This window comes from Dorea longicatena, from assembly GCF_024168045.1.
In the GTDB taxonomy this organism is placed as follows: Bacteria; Bacillota; Clostridia; order Lachnospirales; family Lachnospiraceae; genus Dorea_A.
Map to the genome: position 1 here is coordinate 2,903,664 of NZ_CP100126.1, position 22,748 is coordinate 2,926,411.

Sequence of the window (22,748 nt, forward strand, 5' to 3'; positions counted from 1 at the left end):
TAACTCAACAAAAAAGAACGGCCGCCCCTTTTCCCTGCCTTAATGTTCAGAAAAAATGAAGCAGTCTTCGTGTAAATCACTAAGTGATTTTTACCAGCTTTCACGTAAAAGGTATGAATAATCCAGGATATGTATTGTTTTGAAGGAAGCACGGAGATATAATAGAAAAACATGGTGATAGGAAGGTGATAGAAATAATAGTTATAGAAGAAATATTGATAGCAAACGGATTGACTGTGCTAATGATGTGGTTTCTTTTGCTTTGCAGACGGAAAAACAGAGAAAGTCTCCATGAGGAAGACAAACTATATGACGGAATGGCAATAGTGAACTTAGCGGGGGCATTGTCTGAGACAATTGCTTTTCTGGTAGATGGGAATCAATTTACCGGCTGTAGACAGATCAATTATATCTCCAACAGCATATGTTTTATAGGTACCGTCAGCATAGGTCTGCTTTGGTGTCTGTATGTAGAATTACGCATTTACCGGAATTATAAGAGAATATTCAAAAAAGTAAGAGTTGTAATGTTTCCTTGGATCGTAGAAGTAATTATGGTTTTATGTAATCTGCCCGGAACAGGGATTATGTTTAAAATATCTAAGGAGAATGTATATCAGCGAACTGCCGGTTCACTGGTAGGATATATCTCACTTATATTATATTTTGCTTACAGCATCTATCTGGTGTATCATTCCAAAAAACAGGGAGTTAATGTGAATTTCTTTCCCGTGATATATTTCGTCGGTCCCTGTTTTGCAGGCGTGCTTATCCAGTTCCTTTTTTACGGAATCACATCGTCATGGGTGTTAGTTGCGATCGCATTGATATTTGTGCAGATGCAGACATATGCCGAGAATTTATATATGGATGAACTTTCCGGATTATATAATCGGAGATATCTTAATGCAGTACTTTCTGAAAGGAAATTTACGAAATGTAAATCTTTATATGGAATCATGATGGATGTAAACGCCTTTAAATATATTAATGATAATTTTGGTCATAGTATGGGAGATAAGGCTATCTGTACGTTGGGAAATATACTTTTTAGATCTATACCAGCTGCCGGTATGGCAATCCGCTATGCGGGAGATGAGTTTATTGTATTACTATCAGGTGTTGAGGAAGAAAGTGTCCTGGCCACAATGAAAGAGATTCATAATAACCTATCCCGTTTCAATGAATCCGGGATAGAACCATTCACTCTAAGTGTTTCCATGGGATATGCAGAATTTGGATCTGAAGATGATGCCGAAGTGTTCCTGATGCATATGGATGAAAAAATGTATGAGGAAAAGCGGAAATATCATTTGTTAAAGAAATCAGATAATTGATAACATAAACCCGGATTATTCACAGCAGACATGAATAATCCGGGTTTATGTTATTCTTTATTTATCAAAACGGCTAGTTTATGTTATACTGAAATTGTTCATACAGATCTATACCACAGATATGAAAATATCCATTTTTGAAAAAGAGACAGGGAAGTTATGAAAAAATTCAATATTTTTAAAATTGTACAATTATCTTTACTGATTTTGATAACGTTGATCAGTGTATATCTTTTGATGCAGCCGGAAGTAAAGCAGTATATCTTTGCATCAACTCCCGCAACGATACTGTTCATCATTATCTGGATCGTATTACTTGCAAGTTATGTATTTCTTCTGATTGATTTCAGTATCCTTTCATCGGTCAAATTAAACTATCACAATTTATACGGCGTTGCATATTCCGATCCATTGTCCGGTATCCCGAACCGTTTCAGCTGTGATACGATCATTGAAAAGTATTATGACACAACGCTTCCTGACAATCTGACATGTGTGATGATAGATCTTTCCAATCTTTCGTCCGTGAACAAACTTTATGATCATGCGACCGGAAATATGTTATTAAAAGATTTTTCCAATATCCTGTCTGCCTCCGCGCTGTCCCTTTGTTTTGTGGGACGTAACGGCGGCAATAAATTTCTTGCAATCTTTGAAAATTGCACAGATGACCAGTTGAATACTTTCCTCGCCCGGATTGCCGACCGTGTTAAGCAGCACAACCAGTCACCTTCTGCCATTTCCATTGAATATCGGATCGGTATTGCAAAGAACAGCGAAGAACACCTTGCTGAAATTACCCAGTTGATTGCTCTTGCCTATAATAGAATTTCCGATGAAACGATCGCGCACTAACCAAGGAGGTACTGTTCTATGGATGAATTAGATTATAACTATCTCGCCGAACTTGTTCTCAAGACTCAGCGCGGTGATAGTGAGGCTTTTGCAGAACTTTATACCGCCACATATCAGAAGCAGTACCGTTTTACCTATCGTTATGCAAAGGATGCTTATCTCGCACAGGATATTCTTCAGGATGTATACATTCTGGTGCTGAAAAATATCAACACCCTGAAGAATCCCCGGCTCTTCGTCTCCTGGCTGAACCAGATTACATTCCGCACCTGTTTTGATGTATGTCAGAAGAACAGCCGTCATGAAGAAGAGCTTAACCATGTTACGGAGATGACGCAGGAAAAGGATCCGCATCTGCAGCCGGATTCCATGACACACAATCCGGAAAAGCAGCTCATGGATCATTTCGACCACCCCGTACTCATGGCTTCTGTTCTCGAATTACCACCGCAATATGCACAGGCACTTATTATGCGTTATTTCAACGATATGAGTATCGATGAGATTGCCGATGCCATGAACTGCAGCCACAGCACGATCAAACGTCGACTTGTAAAAGGCAAAAAACTACTTGAGAAACTGCTGAAAAATAAGATGGGAGGCGATTGGTTTGAATAAAAACGCCACCCTTGTATTTCATCCGGATAATTCTTCTTTGAACAACACAGAACATACAGACATTCCTGAACTGGATACACAGACAGCGAACCAATTGCTGGATAATGTATTTGCCGCATGCGATATGGAACCCAGCGTAGTCCCGGTCGAAGTCCTGGAATCCTGGGGAAATTATAAAAAGCACGGCTTCAATCTCGGACGGACTCTGGCATACATTTTCCTGATCGTCCTGATCCTGCTTCCGCTTATGTTCTTCCGGCCATCGATCATCGCAGAACGAACGGATGTCAAATCCGCTTCGGATGCCATATATAATATTCATATCAAGACACTGCTTCCTTTACATTCCGTAAGTGCCACCATAAACGGGACTCCGGTCCGGCTTCAGGAAGAGGGTTCAAAGGAATTCAAGGCTGCGATTTCCGATAACGGAACACTGAAGATCAAAGCAGTCTCTTTCAACGGACAGGTGGCCGCCAGGTTCTACAAGGTCCGTCATCTCGACAAAGAAAAGCCGGTTCTTAAGGATTATTATTCCAAAGACGGTTATATCTACCTGGAAGTTATGGATACCTATTCCGGTATCGACTATCCGAATATCGGCGGATACGCACCGGATCACTTTGACACAAAAACCGGAATGATTGTATATCCGGTTCCGGACGCACCTGTAACCGTTACGATTCCGGATAACGCCGGAAACGAGCTGGTACTTCTGCTCTCACCGGTCGATAATAATTAACAGACGATTTATAAATACACAGGAGGATTGCAGATATGAAATACAGATTACATTTATCCTATTTACTTATCGCCATATTCTGCCTTCTTCTTGGGGGTTGTTCCGGCAGTTCTTCCGCATCCCGAAAGGAACATTCCGGTCCCCCCAGAGATTCAACGCCTAGAGTGTTAACCCCGTCAGCTGACGGGGTTACCGTTTATCAGAATGATTTTGCTTCCATTGATACATCAAATACTTCGCAGGGCTATGTTATGGTGAAATACAATGGAACAAATGAAAAAGTAAAGCTTCAGATCACATGTCCCGATCAGAGTTGTTATACTTACCTGATCAGCGACCGCGGAGCATATGATACATTCCCGCTGACAGCCGGAAATGGCTCCTATGCCTTACAGGTTCTGGAAAATGTCGCAGGTGACACTTATACCGTCTCACTTGCCCAATCCATCAACGTCAGCATCGAAGATGAATTCCTTCCTTTCCTGTATCCGAATCAATATGTGAACTTCCATACAGATTCGAAGGCTGTCTCCAAAGGCAGCGATCTTGCAAAAGACACCTACAGTGATCTGGATGTTGTACAGAACATTTACAATTATGTGATTAAAAACATTTCTTACGACACAGAAAAAGCACAGAACGTATCTTACGGATATGTCCCGGATATTGATGATACGCTTTCTTCCAAAAAAGGGATATGCTTTGACTATGCGGCACTTATGACAAGCATGCTGCGGTCACAGAATATTCCGACCAAACTGGAAGTCGGTTACTCCGGAGATGCCTACCATGCCTGGATCAGCACATATATTGATGACAAAGGCTGGGTAGATGATATCATCCAGTTCAACGGGAATACCTGGCAGATTATGGATCCAACCCTTGCCGCAACCAACGACAGTGCCGCTGTTAAGAAATATGTCGGCGACGGCAGTCATTATGTTGTAAAATATACGTATTAATCCCACCATGAAATATGTAGTATTCTATATGGCCATATATGATGGGATATGAAAGGAGACTTTTATGGCAGACAAAACATTCACTCCACTTTCCAATACAGAGATTGCCGCTTTCTGTTCCCAGACCGCCATGATCTTAAGATCCGGTATCTCTTCTATCGAGGGGATCTCGATCATGCTGGAAGATTCACAGAATGCAGGCGAGAAGGAATTACTCTCTGCGGTCAATGATACACTTATGCAGACCGGAAACCTGACACAGGCACTGGAAGATACACACGCTTATCCGGACTACATGATCTCTATGGTCCGAATCGGTGAGCAGACCGGCCGCCTGGATGATGTTATGGATTCTCTGGCCGTCTATTATGAGAAAGAGGATTCTCTGGCAGAATCCATCAAGAGTGCGGTTACTTATCCGCTGATCATGATCGTCATGATGCTGCTTGTCATCCTGCTCCTGATCATGAAAGTAATGCCGGTCTTCAATCAGGTATTTATCCAGCTCGGAAGCAGTATGTCCGGCATTTCCCTTGTGATCCTGAATATCGGACAGTTCCTGAACCGTCATATTGCAGTCTTTCTTCTGATTCTTGCCGTACTGGCAGGAATGATTTTCTACGTATGCTTTTCGAAAAAGCGGTCTCAGAACTTCCAGTCTTTCTTTGGAAAGTTTAAGAATTCCAGACAGTTATATGAGAAGATCTCTGCCCGCCGCTTCGCCAGCGGTATGGCACTTACGTTAAGCAGCGGTCTTCCGCCGGAAGAATGTCTGAACCTTACTATGGATCTGATCGATGACCATGCATTCCGTACCAGGCTGGAAAAATGCCGGGAAGAGCTTTCATCCGGAAATGATTTTAGTGAAGTACTTTTGAGCAATCACATATTCTCCGGACTTTACGCCAGACTGGTGTCCATCGGCGGACGTACCGGTTCCATGGAAGAGATCATGCAGAAGATCGCAGATCAATATGATGAAGATATTGATGTAAGGATGGCCGGAATGATCGCTGCGATCGAACCGACACTCGTCATCATCTTATCCGTGATCGTCGGCATTATCTTATTGTCCGTAATGCTTCCGCTAGTCAGCATTATGGCAGGATTATAGAAGGAGTGGATGCATATGCAGCGTTTTATAAGAGAACGTAAAACTTCATATCTGCGTAATGTTATCATCTCTGTTCTTATCTTCCTGCTGATCTTTGCCGGATTTGGCTGCGGGCTGACTGCCATGAACAAAAAGATGGATCAGGAGGAGATGCAGACTCTTCAGAATGCCATAACCCGGAGTGTAACCACCTGTTATACCCTGGAAGGGAGCTATCCGCAGAGTCTTGGCTACCTGAAAAAACATTACGGACTTCATTATGATGAGAATAAATATTTTGTAGACTATCAGCCGCTCGGTGCCAATATCATGCCCGACATTACTATTATCAGGAAGGAGGCGGATCACCGTTGAGATTCCAAAGACAGAAAAATCATGTCATTGACCTGTTATTCCCGATTGCTGTCCTCTTCGTATTTGCCATTTCTTCCTTCCTTGTGCTGGTCCTGTCTGCCCATATATACAGTTCGCAGACACAGAAAATGAATACCGGCTACACCGTCCACACATCTCTTGCCTACGTGGCGGAAAAGATACGTCAGAACGATTCTGACGGCGGTATATCAGCCGGGACTTTTCAGGGACAGGAATGTCTTGTACTAAAGGGTGGTTCCGGTGATATCCGCTACACCACTTATATCTATTCTTACAAAGGTAAATTAAAGGAACTGACTCTCCGGGACGGCACGGATGCTTCCCCTTCGGATGGCAAAGATATCCTGGCAGTCGCAGACTTCTCTGTCAGCGAGATCAAACCCGGACTTTTCAGATTCACATCCACAGATACGGATGGAACGACTGCTTCTGTCACGATATCAGAAAGGAGCCGCCAATGAAACGAACTTCCAACAGCCGCTCTTCTCTGTTTCTGATCGAACTGATCATTGCCATTCTGTTCTTCTCACTGGTAAGTGCTGTCTGTCTGAGAGCATTTGCACGGTCACACATCCTGACAGAGAATGCCCGTGACCTGAACGCAGCTCTTATGCATGTAGAGAGCACTGCGGAACTTCTAAGAGCAGGAGAATCTGTAGAGGCACAGGCTTTCTACTCTTCTTCCTGGGATACATGTGAAGAGAAGAAGGCCGCTTATATGATAACTGTAAAAGAAAAGGACGCATCCGATGAAGATAGCGGTACGGATGGCCTGACAACTTACCAGATCACCGCAAGGCAGCTTAACAACGGAAGAAAGATCTATTCTTTGAACGTTACCTGCCATACACCATACAGCATAAAGGAGGCTGCCGGTCATGAATAAACGAAAATTTCCTGTTACGAATATCGGCTCTGTATCGCTTCTGATGATATTCATCGTGCTCTGTATGGTTACACTTGCAGCGTTATCATTGTCTACCGCTTCCGGCAGCTATCGGTCTGCACAGACACTTGCCGGTCACACAACCGCTTATTACAGGGCATCCAACAAAGCAGAGAAAAAGCTTGCAAAGACAGAGAAGATCCTGCAGGCATGCTATCATTCCACTTCCGATGCAGACAGCTATTATCAACAGGTGCGTCAACAGCTTGGAATCACCGGCAGCGACGGATCCCTGATCTATTCTTTTCAGACAGCTGTCAACAAGTCACAGGAACTGGAAGTCCGGATCCAGATCACCTATCCGGACAGTTCCGCTACAGCCGGGTCTGACCGGGAAGATTCAGATACTGCTTCTGCATTCTATAAGATCACCTGTTGGAAAATGACTTCTACAAGTGACTGGAATGCCGACAATTCCATTCAATTAATACAATAATGATAAAGACTATATGATATCAGGAGGCATTTATGAATACCACAGAATTACTTGAAAAGGCTGTCAGCGCCGGAGCATCCGACATCTTTGTCGTAGCCGGGCGGCCGGTCTCTATGCGCATACATGGTGATATCCGGATGGAAGACAATACCCGTCTCCTCCCGGATGACACCCGGCGGATTATCGAACAGATCTATGAGCTTGCCGGACATCGTGACATCGGCATACTGGAAGACACAGGCGACGATGATTTCTCTTTTGCGGTTCCGGGTCTCTCACGGTTCCGCGTCAGCGCATTCAAACAAAGAGGCTCCCTGTCCGTCGTGATCCGTATTATTTCCTTTACTTTGCCGGATCCTGCCACATTCGGTATCCCGGAAAAGATCATTCGTTTTGCAGATTTCTCCAAAGGAATGGTACTGGTCACAGGACCTGCCGGAAGCGGGAAATCCACTACCCTCGCGTGCATCATCGACCATATCAATAAAAACTATGACAAGCACATCATCACACTGGAGGATCCTCTGGAATTCCTTCACCGGCACAACCGGAGTATCGTAAGCCAGCGTGAGATCAATGTTGATACCGAGAATTATGTCACGGCACTGCGTGCTTCCCTGCGCCAGAGTCCGGATGTGATCCTTCTGGGCGAAATGCGTGATTACGAGACGATGCAGGTAGCCATGACTGCTGCCGAGACCGGTCATCTGTTATTCTCAACACTGCATACGATCGGTGCTGCCAACACGATCGACCGTATCATCGACGTCTTCCCGCCAAATCAGCAGAGACAGATCGCAGTACAGCTTTCCATGGTCCTGCAGGCAGTGGTATCCCAGCAGCTGGTACCGACCACAGACGGCGGTCTCACCCCTGCATTCGAGATTATGATCGTCAATCCTGCGATCCGCAATATGATCCGTGATAACAAAATCCCGCAGATCGACGGTCTCATCTATTCCTCTGCGGGAAATGATCTGGTCTCTATGGATTCCAGTCTTCTTTCACTTTATAAAAACGGACGCATTACTGCTGACACGGCACTTGCTTATGCATCCAATCCGGAAATGTTAAAAAAGAAGCTGTAGGAGATTACTCCTGCAGCTTCTTAATTTCTTCAATTGTTGTCTCATATTCTTTTGTTACTTTTTCCATTGCTTCCGGTATCCCCGGCTTCTCTCCGGTCCGGTCTCTCAAAAGTTCTGTAAGCTCACTGCTCACTTCATACAGACGGTCAAAGGAAAGATTCTGACATACCCCTTTCAGTGTGTGTGCACCACGAAAAGCTTCTTCGTAATTGTTATCCCCCAAAGACTGCTTTAACAGTGGATAACTCTGATCTTCAAGGAACTTTAATGTGAATTTCCGGATCAGTGCTTCACTGGGAAGGCGTCTTAAGACATCTTCATAGTTTCCTCCAATCGCTTCATAGCATTCCTGTATTGTCATTTTTTATCTCCTGTCTATATAAGATTTCTTTATTGTAGCACATTCTTTTGCAGAAATTAATGGTTTTCGACATTCTTCACATAATCTCTACATTCTTTTACACAACATATCCGTCATTTCCGATCTAATTCTGGAAAGACACGATCACTTCTTTTCCATTCGATACATTTTCGAACATGCCCTTGATCACTTTCTTGGCGTTCTTGTCTGCATTTTCAAGAAATCCGTATTCATCCGATCCGGCTTTTTCCTTTGCTTTCTTCTCAGCCTCTGCGACAAGTTCCATAACCGCCTCTTTATCGATACTCATAATCGCAAAATTCGTATCATATATCTTCAGATCACTGGATTTGATCTTAATAGAATCCTCATTGACCGTGCAGTGCGGAATAGATATCTGGATCTTGTCGTCTGTCTCCTTTATGACAGCTTTCTGTACATCCAGTCCCGCAGTCACTGTCGTCTTGTATTGTACGAGAAATCTGTTCTTGTTGATCAGCGGGATCTCTCCCTTTGTGCTCCTGAATACATCCGAGATGATCATCTTCTGTGTCGTCAGCTCCGCTGCATCTTCCAGCGTCGTCTCAAGCGGTATGCTCTCTTCTTTCGGACCGGTAATATGCTTATATATGGCTATCGAACCGATGCTGATCGCAATGGCAAGAACTGCCGCAATGATTATTTTAGCTTTTGTCTTCATATGTTTTCCTCCGTTAAAATGATTTAACTTTCGGCCGGTAGCGCATATCGGATACCGTGTATACGGTTACAAATGCCTCCGGATCTTTTTTACTGACATAATTCATCAGTTTCTGATATTCGTTCTTATCTACGATTGTAATGATCTCTCTGTATTTCTGCATATTGTAAGCACCCATTGCCTCGTAGAACGTTGCCCCGCTGTGCAGCTCATGTAAAATAAACTGGCGCACCTCTTCTTCATATTTTGTAATGATACAGACACGTCTCTTTACATTCTGTCCAAAGATAAAATGATCCAGCACAATACCGTTAAAGTATGTACCAAGCACACTCAGTACAACCGCTTTTTTATCATAGATCAATGCGGAAGAAAGTGCCACACACATTCCTGAGATGGACATCGCTTTTCCCAGTTCGACATGAAGATATTTATTCATGATCTTTGCCACGATATCCAGTCCGCCGGACGACGCATTCATATTAAATAAGATGCTGAGTCCGAAGCTTACAACCAGAATATAACATAACACATCCAGTTCCGTACTATTTGTCAACGATTCAAAATCCGGAAATACATGTTCAAATACTGCCAGATACAGTGGCAGCAAAATACTTGTATATACCGTCTTCGCCCCAAATTCTTTCCCACAGGTTATAAATCCGATCAGCAGTAAGACCACATTCAGTATCATCGTAACCGTTGATACATGTAACGGTACATAATGCGCAATAATGATCGCCAGCGCAGATACGCTGCTGATCGAGGTCTGGCTCGGAATCAGGAAGAAATACACGGCCGCAGCGATGATCCCCACTGCTATCGTCATGACGGCAATTTCTTTTAGATTGTCCGGTGTGACAACCTGTTTTTTTTCTTTGTTCATTTTTTTATTCCCCACTTTTATAAATATTTCATCATCGTTGGCGCAAGAATATTCATATCAACAGGCTTGGCAACGTGATCATTCATCCCGACAGAAAGCGCCTTCTGTCTGTCTTCTGCAAAGGCATTGGCAGTCATAGCTATGATCGGGATCATCGCTTTTTTATCATCCTTCATCTTCCGGATGGTTAATGTCGTATCGAACCCATTCATAACCGGCATCTGAATATCCATAAGGATCATCTTGTAATAGTCCGCATCTGCCTTTTCAATCATGCTGATACATGCAACTCCGTCAGTTGCAACTTCGACAATACACCCTTCTTCTTTCAACAGTTCTGTCGCGATCTCCGCATTGATCTCATTGTCTTCGACCAGCAGGACCCGGACGCCTTTTAGCGACTTCTTACTTCGTGGATTCTGATTTTTCTTCTCTAAAGCTTCTTCTTTTGATGCTTTTTTGCAAGGGATCGTCACTGTAAAAGTGGATCCCTCACCAAGTTTACTTTCCACCTCTATCGTACCACCCATCAGATCCACAAGCTTTTTCACGATTCCCATGCCGATGCCGCTGCCCTCAATATGGGTAATCGTAGAAGTCCGCTCTCTTTCGAACGCTTCAAAGATATGTTTTTGGAACTCTTCTGCCATACCAATTCCATTATCGGTAATACTGATGATCATATCGCACCAGTCTTCCTTCTCACAAGGTCTCTGTGCAACCTTACAGGATATTGTACCGCCCGCATTTGTATACTTGACCGCATTACTTATGATGTTGATGCAGACTTCCGATAAATGTGGTTCATCCACATATACATACGGATACAGGATCTGTTCTGTCATACACAGAGTCTGATTCTTACTTTCTGCCTGTTGCTGGAACATTGTAACACAATTCGTAAAGTCTTCCCGGACATCCGACACGGCATACTGCATTTCGACCTTGTTATTTTCAATTCTTGCAAGATCCAGGACATTACTGAGTAACGATAAAAGTTTTTCCCCGCATACCTGAATGTTATCGATATATCTGCCAAGTTTTTCTGTGTCTTCCAGATGTCTGGATGCCAGATCCGCATAACCAATGATCGCATTCATAGGCGTTCTGATGTCATGGGACATATTGAAAAGAAATGCGGATTTGGCTTTACTTGCAACTTCCGCATTTAATTTAGCTTCCCGCAGTTCTTCCTCCTGCCTCAATTCCCGCAGTTTTTCATCTGTCACATCCCGGTTTGCAAGCAGCACCGATGTAATATTTCCGTCTTTATCATAGTTCTGTGGAACGATCATGGCAAGGAACCATTTCCCATCCTTTTTTTTGAATTCAAAAGACATGGACTCTTTATTACGAAGCCGTGCGGCCATGGTCTGTGTATCAAAAAAATCTATGTACTTTTGTACAAACGGTTCTGCTATCACATCTTTGATGACCTCAAACTGCGAATCCCAGTCCGCGCTTTTTTTCGAAATGCCCAGCTCCATTTTCCGGGATCTTTTCACAAGTTCGATCTTCTTTGTCTTTAAATCCAGACGTGAGATGTGATAATAAGCGGTCCCTAATGCACTGATTGCCCGGTGCGCCTCTTCCACCTGTTTTCCCAGCGTAACCGGGAATTCTTCCCCTGTCATCTGGTCTCTGTCCGGTACTGACTGATGCAGATGCTTAACCAGCCATTTCCCGTTCACCTTTTTATAGATAATGCTAAACCGTGTGTCCATCTCAAAACAGACGGATCCATCTTCAAATAAACCGGTAAAGACTACCGATCCATACGCAAGGATCTGGTCATCACCAAGCTCTGCTTCTTCCTGCTGTAAATCTCTTATTTTAAGTCTGATTTTTCCTCTTTGTTTTACATCGAATTTATATGATTCCTGAAATTCATGCAGATTCCTGAAAAACTCATGCTTTCCTGTTCCGATTATACTACTGTTATCATCAAAGAAGTTTTCAAAGCCTATATCATCTACGGATTCCGTGTCGATATAAAATTTTAAAAGCTGCTCTGTAAGTTGTTTAAAATCATCCATAACCAATCCCTCTCATCCCGTATATCTTGAACAACTTTTTGTTTTTCCAGTTTTCTTGTTTACTTCATTTTAACATAATATCGCAGCACTGGGGACGGTGTTTATGGCTTTTTTACTGTCTTTTTATGTAATGCACGAATACAAATATAATACAGACTAATCACCGGTGGAAGCAATAATGCCGAAAACTAAAATTTATTTTACACACGCTTTTGCCGTATACGAATCTACATTTATTTCAATTACACATACCGCATTTATCATTTTTTCATTAATTTCATGTTCCTCTCCGGTTTGCTCTCTCATAAGAATGCGAAGTGCCGCGCACTTATCCGCTGCATTCTGGAGGATTTTTGCTTTCCCTCGGCACATGACACTCGCATATTCAGCACTATATTTGCAGGGAACATCTGCTTCTATAAGTTTTTCTCCGTAATCAATTTCCACAAAAACACTGTTATTTTTCCGAATGCAATCCAGTTTATGCCCCACTTTCGCACTATGAACATAAAATGTTAGTTTCCCGCCGTTTATCTGATAACCGTAATGAAGCGGTACAACATATGGGTATTCATCATCTAATACCCCCAGATGTAAATACTTTGCACTCGACAATATTTTTTCAATCTTGTGTATATCTGTGATTTCTCTATCTTTTCTTCTCATATTATTCCTTCCTTATAATCACATGTCAGTTCTACAATCAGAATTTGCCATTTCACTTATTACTATTTTTTATTTGAAAACTAATTTTATTTTACATCCTTATTTCTTTGCATACAAGAAAAAACACATTGCCTTTTTTGGGGAAACTTATAAAGGAAGAGGCACCGTTTAATACTTGGTTTGAAAACTGATGGAAGAATAACACGATACTGTGATAGAATAAGGAAAACGGTTAAACTAACTATTGCTGAGTGAGCAACAGCAAAAGTAAGCATGACTGGAAAGTGCTTGTGATCTTAGGGATTAAGAGAGGATACAGATTATGGAAGATTCTTACGTATTACAACTGTTGAAACCAAAGTTTAAAGATTTTCATTTGTGTTTCTGCGGGTTTGCAGAATGCAAGCCATTACATAGCTACGGGCCAGCCGCAAGACCCAATTATATTTTGCATTATGTAATGAAGGGCAAAGGTATCTATCAGGTCGGCGAAACGAAGTATCAGCTGAAAGAAGGGCAAGCCTTTCTGATCGAGCCGGAAAGCCTTACCTTTTATCAGGCAGATAAAACGGACCCATGGTCTTACCTTTGGGTAGGATTTGGTGGTACGGAAGCACAGAGATTTGTCAGAGATCTTGGACTGAACAGTCGTCAGCTTACATGCGAGTGTGAATATGGAGAAGAACTGAAAGAAATTGTATTTGAAATGCTTCATCATACATGTTCAACTGCAGAAAATCTTTACTATCTCCAGGGGAAGCTCTATCAGTTTTTCTCAGTACTGGCTCGCGGGATTGAAATTCAGCAATATTCGAATGATACAAAAGAAAGCATACATGTGCAGGAGGCAATTTCCTATATAAAGAATTACTATTCACAGAAAATCACAGTGGAAGATATAGCAAATTATTTGGCACTAAATCGAAGCTATTTATATACAATATTTATGAACAGTCTCGGAATCTCTCCAAAAGATTTTTTGACGGAATTTCGAATTTCCAGAGGAAAGGAGCAGCTCGCACTTACAGATCTGTCTGTGGAGGAGATTGCAGTTTCCTGTGGCTATCGTAATTCCCTTGCTTTCGGTAAAGTATTTAAGCAGAAAATGGGAATAACGCCGACCCAATATCGTAACGACAACAGAAAGGATGCCCGAAAACGATTGATCTGTGTACAAAATGAACTGAAAGAATATAAGAAGCATAAAACAATTTATGTGGGAGACATTGAAAAAGAATAGACAAAATGTTTTAAAAAACATCCAATACCTAACATTTGGGATATAACCCTTAACAAAAAGGTATAACGGATGTTTTTTTTGTACGCTATACTTGTATCAACAAACATAAGGAACACGTGCACAGGTTTCTTCACTCAAATAAAAAATAAACAAAGGAGTATTAGAGGAGGAGAATCATGGGAAATCAAAAAGAAACTCAGAAAAATCCGCAATATAAATATGCGTCTACAAGAGAAAAATTATGTTTTGGAATTGGGGCAATCGGTAAAGACGCGATTTGCAATTTAGTAGGAGCATTTTTAATGCTTTATTTTACAGATACATTGTATCTGGCACCGGCATTTGTCGGCGTACTGTTTTTTGTGGCAAGAATATGGGATGCGATCAATGACCCGATGATGGGTATGATTGTTGACAATACACATACACGTTTTGGTAAATTCAGAATCTGGCTTGTAATCGGAACATTGGTAAATTCAGTTGTATTTGTTTTGCTATTCCACAGTTTTAACCTGTCAGGAACAGCATTGTACGTATATGTATCCGTTATGTATATCTTATATGGAATGACTTATACGATCATGGATGTCCCTTACTGGTCATGGCTTCCGAACTTGACAAATGATCCGCACGAACGTGAAAAAGTATCCGTAATTCCAAGATTTTTCGCAAGTCTTGCAGGATTTTCAGTAGCAACATTTGGGCTTTACATCATCAACTACCTGAACAAAGTTGCAGGCGAGAGCAATCTCTACGCAGAAAAAGGATATACACTTTTCGCAATCATTATCGCAGTTATTTTCATCGTTACAATCGGCATTACTGTATTTAATGTAAAAGAGGAATCAACATTAGGTATATCAGCAGAAAAGACAAGTCTGAAACAGGCATTTCAGGTAATTGTAAAAAATGATCAGCTGCTTGCATTTATCGGATTACTTTTGACATTTAACCTTTGTACACAGATTGCAAAAAGCTTTGCTGTATATTATTTCAAATGTGTATGCCATGATGAATATCTGTATTCTATTTTTGGATTTGCGATTATTGCTGAGATGGCGGGACTTTTATGCTTCCCGAAAATTGCAGAAAAAATTAGCCGTGAAAAAGTATACGCATTTGCATGCGGACTTCCGATTGTTGGATTTGTACTGCTCGGTGCAGCAGGATATGTAGCACCACAGAGCAAGGTGTTAGTTATTGTATGTTGTGCATTACTTTTCTTCGGCTCAGGTCTTTCACTTGGAGTAACAACATGCTGTATGGCAGATGTTATCGACTATGGAGAAGTGAAGTTTGGTGTACGAAATGAAAGCGTAACATGTTCTGCACAGACATTCCTTATGAAGGCAGCCATGGCAGCAGCAGGTGGATTAACAGGAATTGGTCTTCAGATTGTAGGATACAACGCAAAAGCGGTAACGCAGAGCACAGCAACCGTAATGGGTATTCGCGTGTTAATGATTGTAATTCCAATCATTCTTGCATTTGCTAGCTTTGGTATTTACAAAAAATACTACATTTTAAAAGGTGAGAAGATGGAAGAAATCACAAGAAAAGTAAATGAAATGCATGCGAAAAAGCAGACAGCTTAAGAGCCAACAATTAAATTGTAAAAGGGGTATTATATGAGACAGATTATTTTTCACGAGGAAACGAAAACTTTCCATTTATACAATGAAAAAATCAGTTATATCTTATGTGTATTAGAAAATGGACATCTGGGACAATTATATTTTGGAAAACGACTTCATGACAAAGCAGATTTTTCTTATCTGGTTGAGAAATGTGAACGCCCAATGACATCATATATATATGAATGGGATCGTACTTTTTCATTGGAACATATCCGACAGGAATATCCTGTTTACGGTACGACAGACTACAGACATCCGGCAATTGAATTGTTGCAGGAAAATGGCAGCAGAATCAGTGAGTTCCAATATGACAGTTATGAGATTATTGCCGGAAAACCGAAACTCTCCGGATTGCCGGCAACTTACACAGAGTCCAAGGAGGAAGCGCAGACATTGCGCATCTTTCTGAAAGACGCTTTGACTGGTGCAAAACTGGCGCTTTTATATACGATTTTTGATGAATATAGTGCAATTGCAAGAAGTGCTTATATTGAAAATGCCGGTGAGAAAAATCTGCATGTATTAAATATGATGAGCTTAAGCCTGGATCTTCCGGATAAGGATTATGAATGGATGCAGTTGTCCGGTGCGTGGTCCAGAGAGCGCTATATAAAGAATCGAACATTGGAGCAAGGCATAACAGCTATCGACAGCATGCGCGGAAATTCTTCTCACGAACATAATCCGTTCCTTGCTTTAAAACGTCACAACACAGATGAAAATGCAGGAGAAGCAATCGGAATAAGCCTTGTATATAGTGGAAATTTCCGTATGCAGGCAGAGGTAGATACACATGATGTGACACGAATTACAGCCGGGATCAATCCGGAAGGATTCGATTGGAAATTAGAACCGGGAGAAAGCTTTCAGACACCGGAAGCAGTTCTGGTTTACAGTGAAAATGGATTAAATGGCATGAGTCAGACATTCCAGAAGCTGTATGCAAAGAGACTCGCAAGAGGGTACTGGCGTGATAAGGCAAGACCGATTTTAAATAACAACTGGGAAGCAACTTATTTTGACTTTACAGAAGATCGCCTTGTAGAGATTGCAAGGAAAGCAAAAGAATGTGGAGTAGAACTGTTTGTCTTAGATGACGGATGGTTTGGCGCAAGAAGAAATGACAGAGCTGGTCTTGGTGATTGGGTGGCAAATGAAGAGCTTCTGCCAAATGGCATCAAAGGCCTGTCAGAAAGAATTGAAGCACTAGGATTAAAATTCGGTCTTTGGTTTGAGCCGGAGATGGTAAATAAAGACTCTGATCTTTATCGAGCACATCCGGACTGGATCTTACAGACACCAGGAAGAAATACATCACACGGCAGATACCAATATGTACTCGATTTTGCAAGAAAAGAAGTAGTAGATCATATTTACGGAATGATGGCAAAGTTATTATCGGAGTCGAAAATCTCATATATTAAATGGGATATGAACCGAAGCATTACAGAATGCTACAGCAGCAAATTTTCTTCAGACAGACAGGGAGAAGTGTTCCATCGTTATATTTTAGGTGTATATGATCTGTATGAACGTTTGACAAATGAGTTTCCAGAAGTATTATTTGAATCCTGCGCCAGCGGTGGCGGAAGATTTGACCCGGGAATGCTGTATTATGCACCACAGGGATGGACAAGCGATGATTCGGATGCAATTGAGCGTCTGAAGATTCAGTACGGAACTTCTATGTGTTATCCGCTCAGCAGTATGGGAAGCCATGTGTCTGTTGTCCCGAATCACCAGGTATTTCGCAATACCCCATTACATACAAGAGCGAATGTAGCATACTTTGGAACTTTTGGATACGAACTGGATCTCAACAAATTGACAGAAGAAGAGATCAAAGAAGTAAAAGAACAGATCACATTTATGAAAGAATACCGAGAAGTGTTACAGTTTGGAACATTTTATCGTCTGAAAAGTCCATTCGAAGGAAATGAGACGGTATGGATGGTGACAAATGAAGACCGCACGCTTGCAATCGTAGGCTACTATCGTGTTTTAAATGGAGTGAATCAGCCGTATAGCCGTGTCAGATTACAGGGATTGAACCCGGATATGATTTATGAAAATGTATGGAATCATACAGAAAATTACGGAGACGAATTGATGAATTATGGATTGATCACATCCGATGTGACAGCTGGTGAAGTGCCAGGGAATGTGACTCCTTGTACCGATTTTGAATCTAGAATATATATGCTGAAAGGCAAAAAAGTTCAGGAGGGAAGATAGATCATGACGAAGACAAAAAGAACCGGCGGAATGGTACTGGGAATATTGTTTATTGGATTATGTGTATCTTTCTTACGACTTTCACAATTTGGCGTGGATCCATTCAGTGCAATGAATCTTGGAATCAGCGGATTTATCGGATGGAGCTTTGGAACGTGGCAGTTGCTTGTCAATGCGATCATCCTTGTAGTTGTATTTTTTCAGGCAAGATCCTGCATTGGTGCGGGGACCATTATCAATATGGTATTTGTCGGATACATTGCAGACTTTATTTGTTATGTAGCGAATGATGTAGTGCAGATTCAGATGAATCTGCCACTGCGTATCCTTGCACTGCTGCTTGCTCAGTTGATGGCATCTATGGGAGTGGCATTATATATGGTCGCAGATATGGGAATCGCTCCATATGACAGTGTCGCAATTATAATCGAGAAACTGACACATCAGAAAATTCCATTCCATAAAGCAAGGATTCTTTCAGATGTTGTTGTCGTGATTATCGGAATCATATTTGCCACTGCATCTGGGGCGGGTATCTGGTCGGTAGTAGGGATTGGGACAATTATAAATGCCTGCTTCAACGGCCCATTAATTCAATTTTTTAAAACAAAACTGGAGAGATTTTACTTGTAAAATCTACGGATTACAATTCTCCAATTCTTGCAAGGCTCATATCCTGAACGGATACGGGCCTTTCTTTTTCACCAGTAGCTTCATCCAAACCTTCACATTGAATAATGAACCCTTCTCTTTGGTAAAAAAAATTGGATATACAGCGATAGCTCCTTATATTTTCGGAAATCGGAAAATAAAACTCGTTCCGATACCTTCGATACTTTCGACGTGAATGGTTCCATTGTGGAGATTTACAATCCAACGCACCATAGAAAGGCCGAGTCCGGTACCGCCACTTTCTCTGGAACGGCTTTTGTCTATGCGATAGAAACGCTCCCAGATTCTGTCCAGGTGTTCCTCACTTATTCCAATACCATCATCTTTCACTTCACCGACAATCTGGTCATTTTCGACCTTCAGGATAACATGGATATGTCCATTTGTTTTTCCGTAATTGATGGCATTGGTTATTAAATTTATCATCATACGCAAAATCAATGTCTGGTCGCCGTTCATAAATAAGTCGTCCTGCTTTTGCAGGGTAATCTCAATATTTTTTTCCTGTGCTTTTGTCTGCAGTTCTTCTATTACAAGTTTGCTTAATAATCCAAAATCCAGTTTTTCCATCAGATGCTGCTCATCCTGTTCGTTTCTGGCGATCATTAACATTTCGCTTGTCAGCTTTGACATTCGTTTTGCCTGCCTTAAGATGACTGCAATCTCTTCCTTATCTTCCGCAGATAAGTTTTCATTTTCCAATAAGTACTCACACTGGGAAATGATAACAGCAACGGGAGTCCGCAGTTCATGGGATACGTCTGATGTGAATTGACGTTCCTTCTCAAACGAAAATTCCAATCGCTCGAACATTCCGTTAAATTTCTCCGACAATTCGTATAATTCATCTTTTGCTTTTGGCAGAGACAATCGTTTGGAAAGATCTTTTCCATTGCTGATGTTTTCAACTTCATCGCAGATAAGATCCACCTGTCTCAATGCCCGTTTGATCATAAAATATCCGATGGCTCCGATCAGAATAATGAGTAATGGGAATACAATCAACAGCATTTTCTCGGATGTCTGCATGAAAAGTTCTATAGAATGTACAGAGGTAATTCCTCGTACCCACATTTCCTCATCATCACCGTAAGTGTAAACGCTGTCATATATCATCCATTTTCGATTTGATCCGGTTATCATTCGCGGTGTATTCGACTTGAGGATAGTTTCTTCTGGAAATTGGGTTGGAATCGTTCCATAAAGTAAGCGTCCGTTTTTGTCATAAATACAAAACATAATACCGTCATCGTAAAATTCGGTATCGCCGTCAAGATAAAAGGAATCATCCTGAAAATTAATATTTGAAGAGAAACCAGTCACTGCGGCACTGATTTCTTCTTCTGTCGCAGAAATTCCAACCTTATCCACAAAAAGAAGGACGAGAACTAAAATAGTCCCAAGGACTACGGCAATGATTCCGGTGTACCATAGCGTAATTTTTTTCTTGATCGTCAGCTGTTTCATTCGTTTTCCCTCATTACATATCCGACACCGCGAACAGTGTGGATGAGTTTTTGTTCATATTGTGCATCGATTTTTTTTCGCAAATAACGAATGTATACGTCGATCACATTGGAACCACCTTCAAAATCAAAGTCCCACGCATTCTGTTCAATCTGCTGTCTTGTCATTACGATATTTTTGTTGCGCATAAGACATTCCAGAACCATAAATTCTTTTGCAGAAAGATCAATTTCATTTCCGGCTCTTGTAACCTTTCTTGTGTCACGATCCAGAATAAGATCTGCTATTTTTAGTTGATTGGATGTAAATTGTGGCTTTCTACGCATCATGACACGGATTCTTGCAAGCAGTTCTTCAAATGCAAATGGTTTGATCAGGTAATCATCGGCACCAAGATCCAGTCCTTTGACACGGTCCTCAATGCTGTCTTTTGCTGTCAGTAACAGAACCGGTGTATCATCTTCTCGTTGCCTTAATTCTCTTAAGATTTCATATCCATCCTTTCCCGGCAACATGATATCAAGAATAATACCATCGTAGGAAGTCATATCGATATAAGCCATCGCTTCCAGACCATCCCCACAGGCATCTACACTGTAATGTTCCTTGACAAGCCTTTTTTTGACAATGTTTCTTAAATCATTCTCGTCTTCTACAATCAGTAATCTCATAATGTAATTATTATAATACCAATCATTTTCGTGTGCTAGAGTCCTTTTTTTCATTTTTTGAAATTACTATTTGTTTTAATCTTTTTTTAATCTTCCCCCCATATGATACATATAACAGCAAAAACAAAACATCCAAGAGACGGAAGGAGAACACGTTATGAAAAAAATATTAGTAGTTTTATTATCCCTCACATTAATATTTGCTTTTACAGGATGCACTTCATCCAATAATGAAGCTACAGAAGATATTAAGACCCAGGAAGTTGTAACATCAAATACAGATGACGATGATGATAACATCAGTAACACAGAAAACGCAGCAGAGAATGTGAACGAAAAGGACTATGATTTTTCTTCTTATGAAGAAGAAATCTGTAATATAACAAAAAGTGTAAACAATGCAAAAACATCTACAAATGCATCTGAGAATCACGAACAATTCTACACTTTGAAAAGGCAGGTAGACGCAGTTGATGACGAACTGGATAAACTTGATGATGAATTTGAGTATGCTTACCAGATGAAAGAGATTAGCTTCGAGACATACAAAGCGAGAGAACGCGCGATTGAAAAACTGGAAGATGAACTGGAATTAGCAGAAGAAGCGCTGGAAAACAAATACGGCATTGATGATTAATTCAATCTGGGCTACAAGAATGTGGCAGAACTTTCTTAATTTCTCAAATCGGGTAGGAGGTAGATAATTATTTTATCTACCTGCATACCTCTGCGATCTGACTACGGCATCTGTCGCATTTGTTAATATAATTCCATCTGCTCCAAGCAATCCTAAAATTTTAGACGAAAAGGAGTAAATAATTATGGTATTGATAACACTTACTATTACAAGAAGCCACCAGCTTGTAGCAATAAATTCTTCTGCCCGTTTTCCTTTCTTTTCTGCTGCATTAATTGAGTAATAAACAGCTCCTCCCATACCAATTCCTGTTCCAAGAGCCTGAATCAAAGCCACAATCGGATATGCAATATTAATAGCCGAAATTCCAGCATCTCCTATGGTATTGCCTACAAAATATCCATCCACTATCGCATATATTCCTGATAATGCAAATGCTATAATAGATGGAATAACATATTTAAAAAATAATGATTTATGATTCATCTTTCTTACAATCTCCTTCCTTGAAAAGTCTGATAAACAGCTCTGTATTATCATTAAGACTTTCTATATTCTCTAATCCCATTTTTTCGATTACATATATTTCTTTTGAGTGCAGTTTTTCTATGATATCTTTCGTATATTCCATTCCTGATTCTGTGAGGCATATCAGCTTATTTCTCTTGTCTGAATCATCAGATACCATATTGATGTATCCTTTTTTCTGAAAATCTTTTAGTATCGTATTTACCGTTTGCTTAGGTATATTCCATTTTTCACTTATCATTTTCTGCGTGCATCTTCCATTACTTTCATAAAATGAATACAAAGCAAAAACTCCATTTGAAGACAGTCCCTGATCCTTTGACCATTCCTCATACATTGCTGTACATTCTTTCCATAAAGCATAATATCGTTGCAACTGTATTATCATATTATTATCTTTTCTCATCTTTTTTCTCCTTAAATTAGTACGAATCCGGACTTTTATAGTATAGTCCGAGTTCGTACTAATTGTCAAGATTTATTTATATACTTTTTCTTTATATAAACAATCAATAGTCCCTTACTAAGGACAGGAAGAT

25 protein-coding genes are annotated in these 22,748 nt (G+C 40.9%); 16 read left to right on the plus strand and 9 right to left on the minus strand.

Annotated features, from left to right (window positions below; genetic code table 11):
• The first annotated feature begins 185 nt into the window (after positions 1-185).
• From NKF87_RS13935 to NKF87_RS13985, 11 genes are all read left to right on the plus strand, one after another.
• Entirely contained in the window at positions 186-1,337 is a 1,152-nt protein-coding gene (locus NKF87_RS13935) for a GGDEF domain-containing protein (protein ID WP_147332475.1), read from the plus strand.
• Positions 1,338-1,496: 159 nt separating this feature from the next.
• Positions 1,497-2,192: a GGDEF domain-containing protein gene (locus tag NKF87_RS13940; RefSeq protein WP_055283276.1), complete on the plus strand. Its 696-nt coding sequence runs from the start codon at positions 1,497-1,499 to the stop codon at positions 2,190-2,192.
• A gap of 18 nt (positions 2,193-2,210) precedes the next feature.
• Complete coding sequence (locus NKF87_RS13945) at positions 2,211-2,810, plus strand: RNA polymerase sigma factor (protein WP_055283273.1); 600 nt, start codon at positions 2,211-2,213, stop codon at positions 2,808-2,810.
• On the plus strand, positions 2,803-3,552 hold the full coding sequence (locus NKF87_RS13950) for a hypothetical protein (RefSeq protein WP_253583730.1): 750 nt from the start codon (positions 2,803-2,805) through the stop codon (positions 3,550-3,552). The genes NKF87_RS13945 and NKF87_RS13950 overlap by 8 nt, the downstream gene beginning before the upstream one ends.
• Positions 3,553-3,587: 35 nt before the next feature.
• Positions 3,588-4,514 carry a transglutaminase-like domain-containing protein gene (locus NKF87_RS13955; protein WP_117598132.1) on the plus strand — a complete coding sequence of 309 codons (927 nt, stop codon included), beginning with the start codon at positions 3,588-3,590 and terminating at the stop codon, positions 4,512-4,514.
• Positions 4,515-4,578: 64 nt separating this feature from the next.
• Positions 4,579-5,628, plus strand: coding sequence for a type II secretion system F family protein (locus NKF87_RS13960; protein WP_226853389.1), 1,050 nt, complete (start codon positions 4,579-4,581; stop codon positions 5,626-5,628).
• Positions 5,629-5,643: 15 nt separating this feature from the next.
• Positions 5,644-5,982 (plus strand): sigma factor regulator N-terminal domain-containing protein, encoded by a 339-nt coding sequence (locus NKF87_RS13965; RefSeq protein ID WP_028086577.1) that lies wholly within the window; start codon positions 5,644-5,646, stop codon positions 5,980-5,982.
• Positions 5,979-6,464 (plus strand): DUF4860 domain-containing protein, encoded by a 486-nt coding sequence (locus NKF87_RS13970; RefSeq protein ID WP_117598130.1) that lies wholly within the window; start codon positions 5,979-5,981, stop codon positions 6,462-6,464. Before NKF87_RS13965 ends, NKF87_RS13970 begins: the two co-directional genes overlap by 4 nt.
• Positions 6,461-6,889: a type IV pilus modification PilV family protein gene (locus tag NKF87_RS13975; RefSeq protein ID WP_117598129.1), complete on the plus strand. Its 429-nt coding sequence runs from the start codon at positions 6,461-6,463 to the stop codon at positions 6,887-6,889. Before NKF87_RS13970 ends, NKF87_RS13975 begins: the two co-directional genes overlap by 4 nt.
• Complete coding sequence (locus NKF87_RS13980) at positions 6,882-7,385, plus strand: hypothetical protein (RefSeq protein ID WP_117598128.1); 504 nt, start codon at positions 6,882-6,884, stop codon at positions 7,383-7,385. Before NKF87_RS13975 ends, NKF87_RS13980 begins: the two co-directional genes overlap by 8 nt.
• A gap of 32 nt (positions 7,386-7,417) precedes the next feature.
• Complete coding sequence (locus NKF87_RS13985) at positions 7,418-8,473, plus strand: type IV pilus twitching motility protein PilT (RefSeq protein ID WP_117598127.1); 1,056 nt, start codon at positions 7,418-7,420, stop codon at positions 8,471-8,473.
• Positions 8,474-8,477: 4 nt separating this feature from the next.
• On the opposite strand, the gene NKF87_RS13990 is transcribed toward NKF87_RS13985, so the two are convergent.
• The 5 genes from NKF87_RS13990 to NKF87_RS14010 form a co-directional block, all read right to left on the minus strand.
• A complete protein-coding gene (locus NKF87_RS13990) occupies positions 8,478-8,834 on the minus strand; it encodes an Hpt domain-containing protein (protein ID WP_117598126.1) in 357 nt (118 codons plus the stop codon).
• 124 nt (positions 8,835-8,958) lie between these two features.
• Positions 8,959-9,534 (minus strand): DUF4230 domain-containing protein, encoded by a 576-nt coding sequence (locus tag NKF87_RS13995; protein ID WP_055283253.1) that lies wholly within the window; start codon positions 9,532-9,534, stop codon positions 8,959-8,961.
• Positions 9,535-9,547: 13 nt separating this feature from the next.
• On the minus strand, positions 9,548-10,420 hold the full coding sequence (locus NKF87_RS14000) for a YitT family protein (RefSeq protein WP_055283250.1): 873 nt from the start codon (positions 10,418-10,420) through the stop codon (positions 9,548-9,550).
• 17 nt (positions 10,421-10,437) lie between these two features.
• Entirely contained in the window at positions 10,438-12,456 is a 2,019-nt protein-coding gene (locus NKF87_RS14005) for an ATP-binding protein (protein WP_117598125.1), read from the minus strand.
• A 195-nt stretch (positions 12,457-12,651) separates the two neighbouring features.
• Positions 12,652-13,122: a pyridoxamine 5'-phosphate oxidase family protein gene (locus NKF87_RS14010; protein ID WP_117598124.1), complete on the minus strand. Its 471-nt coding sequence runs from the start codon at positions 13,120-13,122 to the stop codon at positions 12,652-12,654.
• Positions 13,123-13,444: 322 nt separating this feature from the next.
• Between NKF87_RS14010 and NKF87_RS14015 the strand changes: the two genes are divergently transcribed.
• The 4 genes from NKF87_RS14015 to NKF87_RS14030 all read left to right on the plus strand — a co-directional run bounded on the left by NKF87_RS14015 (position 13,445) and on the right by NKF87_RS14030 (position 18,867).
• Positions 13,445-14,362 carry an AraC family transcriptional regulator gene (locus tag NKF87_RS14015; protein ID WP_055283244.1) on the plus strand — a complete coding sequence of 306 codons (918 nt, stop codon included), beginning with the start codon at positions 13,445-13,447 and terminating at the stop codon, positions 14,360-14,362.
• A 176-nt stretch (positions 14,363-14,538) separates the two neighbouring features.
• The gene (melB, locus tag NKF87_RS14020) at positions 14,539-15,957 is read left to right on the plus strand and encodes a melibiose:sodium transporter MelB (protein WP_055283242.1); all 1,419 of its coding nucleotides are present in this window, start codon (positions 14,539-14,541) and stop codon (positions 15,955-15,957) included.
• Positions 15,958-15,990: 33 nt separating this feature from the next.
• Positions 15,991-18,234, plus strand: a complete 2,244-nt coding sequence (locus NKF87_RS14025) for an alpha-galactosidase (protein ID WP_117598122.1) — start codon at positions 15,991-15,993, stop codon at positions 18,232-18,234.
• Positions 18,235-18,237: 3 nt separating this feature from the next.
• A complete protein-coding gene (locus tag NKF87_RS14030) occupies positions 18,238-18,867 on the plus strand; it encodes a YczE/YyaS/YitT family protein (RefSeq protein WP_008371268.1) in 630 nt (209 codons plus the stop codon).
• Between the two features lie 153 nt (positions 18,868-19,020).
• On the opposite strand, the gene NKF87_RS14035 is transcribed toward NKF87_RS14030, so the two are convergent.
• Positions 19,021-20,373 (minus strand): sensor histidine kinase, encoded by a 1,353-nt coding sequence (locus tag NKF87_RS14035; RefSeq protein WP_253583732.1) that lies wholly within the window; start codon positions 20,371-20,373, stop codon positions 19,021-19,023.
• Positions 20,370-21,044 carry a response regulator transcription factor gene (locus NKF87_RS14040; protein ID WP_055157894.1) on the minus strand — a complete coding sequence of 225 codons (675 nt, stop codon included), beginning with the start codon at positions 21,042-21,044 and terminating at the stop codon, positions 20,370-20,372. The genes NKF87_RS14035 and NKF87_RS14040 overlap by 4 nt, the downstream gene beginning before the upstream one ends.
• A gap of 157 nt (positions 21,045-21,201) precedes the next feature.
• On the opposite strand from NKF87_RS14040, the gene NKF87_RS14045 reads away from it, so the two are divergent.
• Positions 21,202-21,681: a hypothetical protein gene (locus tag NKF87_RS14045; protein WP_055283236.1), complete on the plus strand. Its 480-nt coding sequence runs from the start codon at positions 21,202-21,204 to the stop codon at positions 21,679-21,681.
• Between the two features lie 72 nt (positions 21,682-21,753).
• On the opposite strand, the gene NKF87_RS14050 is transcribed toward NKF87_RS14045, so the two are convergent.
• Entirely contained in the window at positions 21,754-22,167 is a 414-nt protein-coding gene (locus tag NKF87_RS14050; RefSeq protein WP_253583733.1) for an MATE family efflux transporter, read from the minus strand.
• Positions 22,157-22,615, minus strand: a complete 459-nt coding sequence (locus tag NKF87_RS14055; protein WP_253583735.1) for a MarR family transcriptional regulator — start codon at positions 22,613-22,615, stop codon at positions 22,157-22,159. Before NKF87_RS14055 ends, NKF87_RS14050 begins: the two co-directional genes overlap by 11 nt.
• Positions 22,616-22,748: the final 133 nt, after the last annotated feature.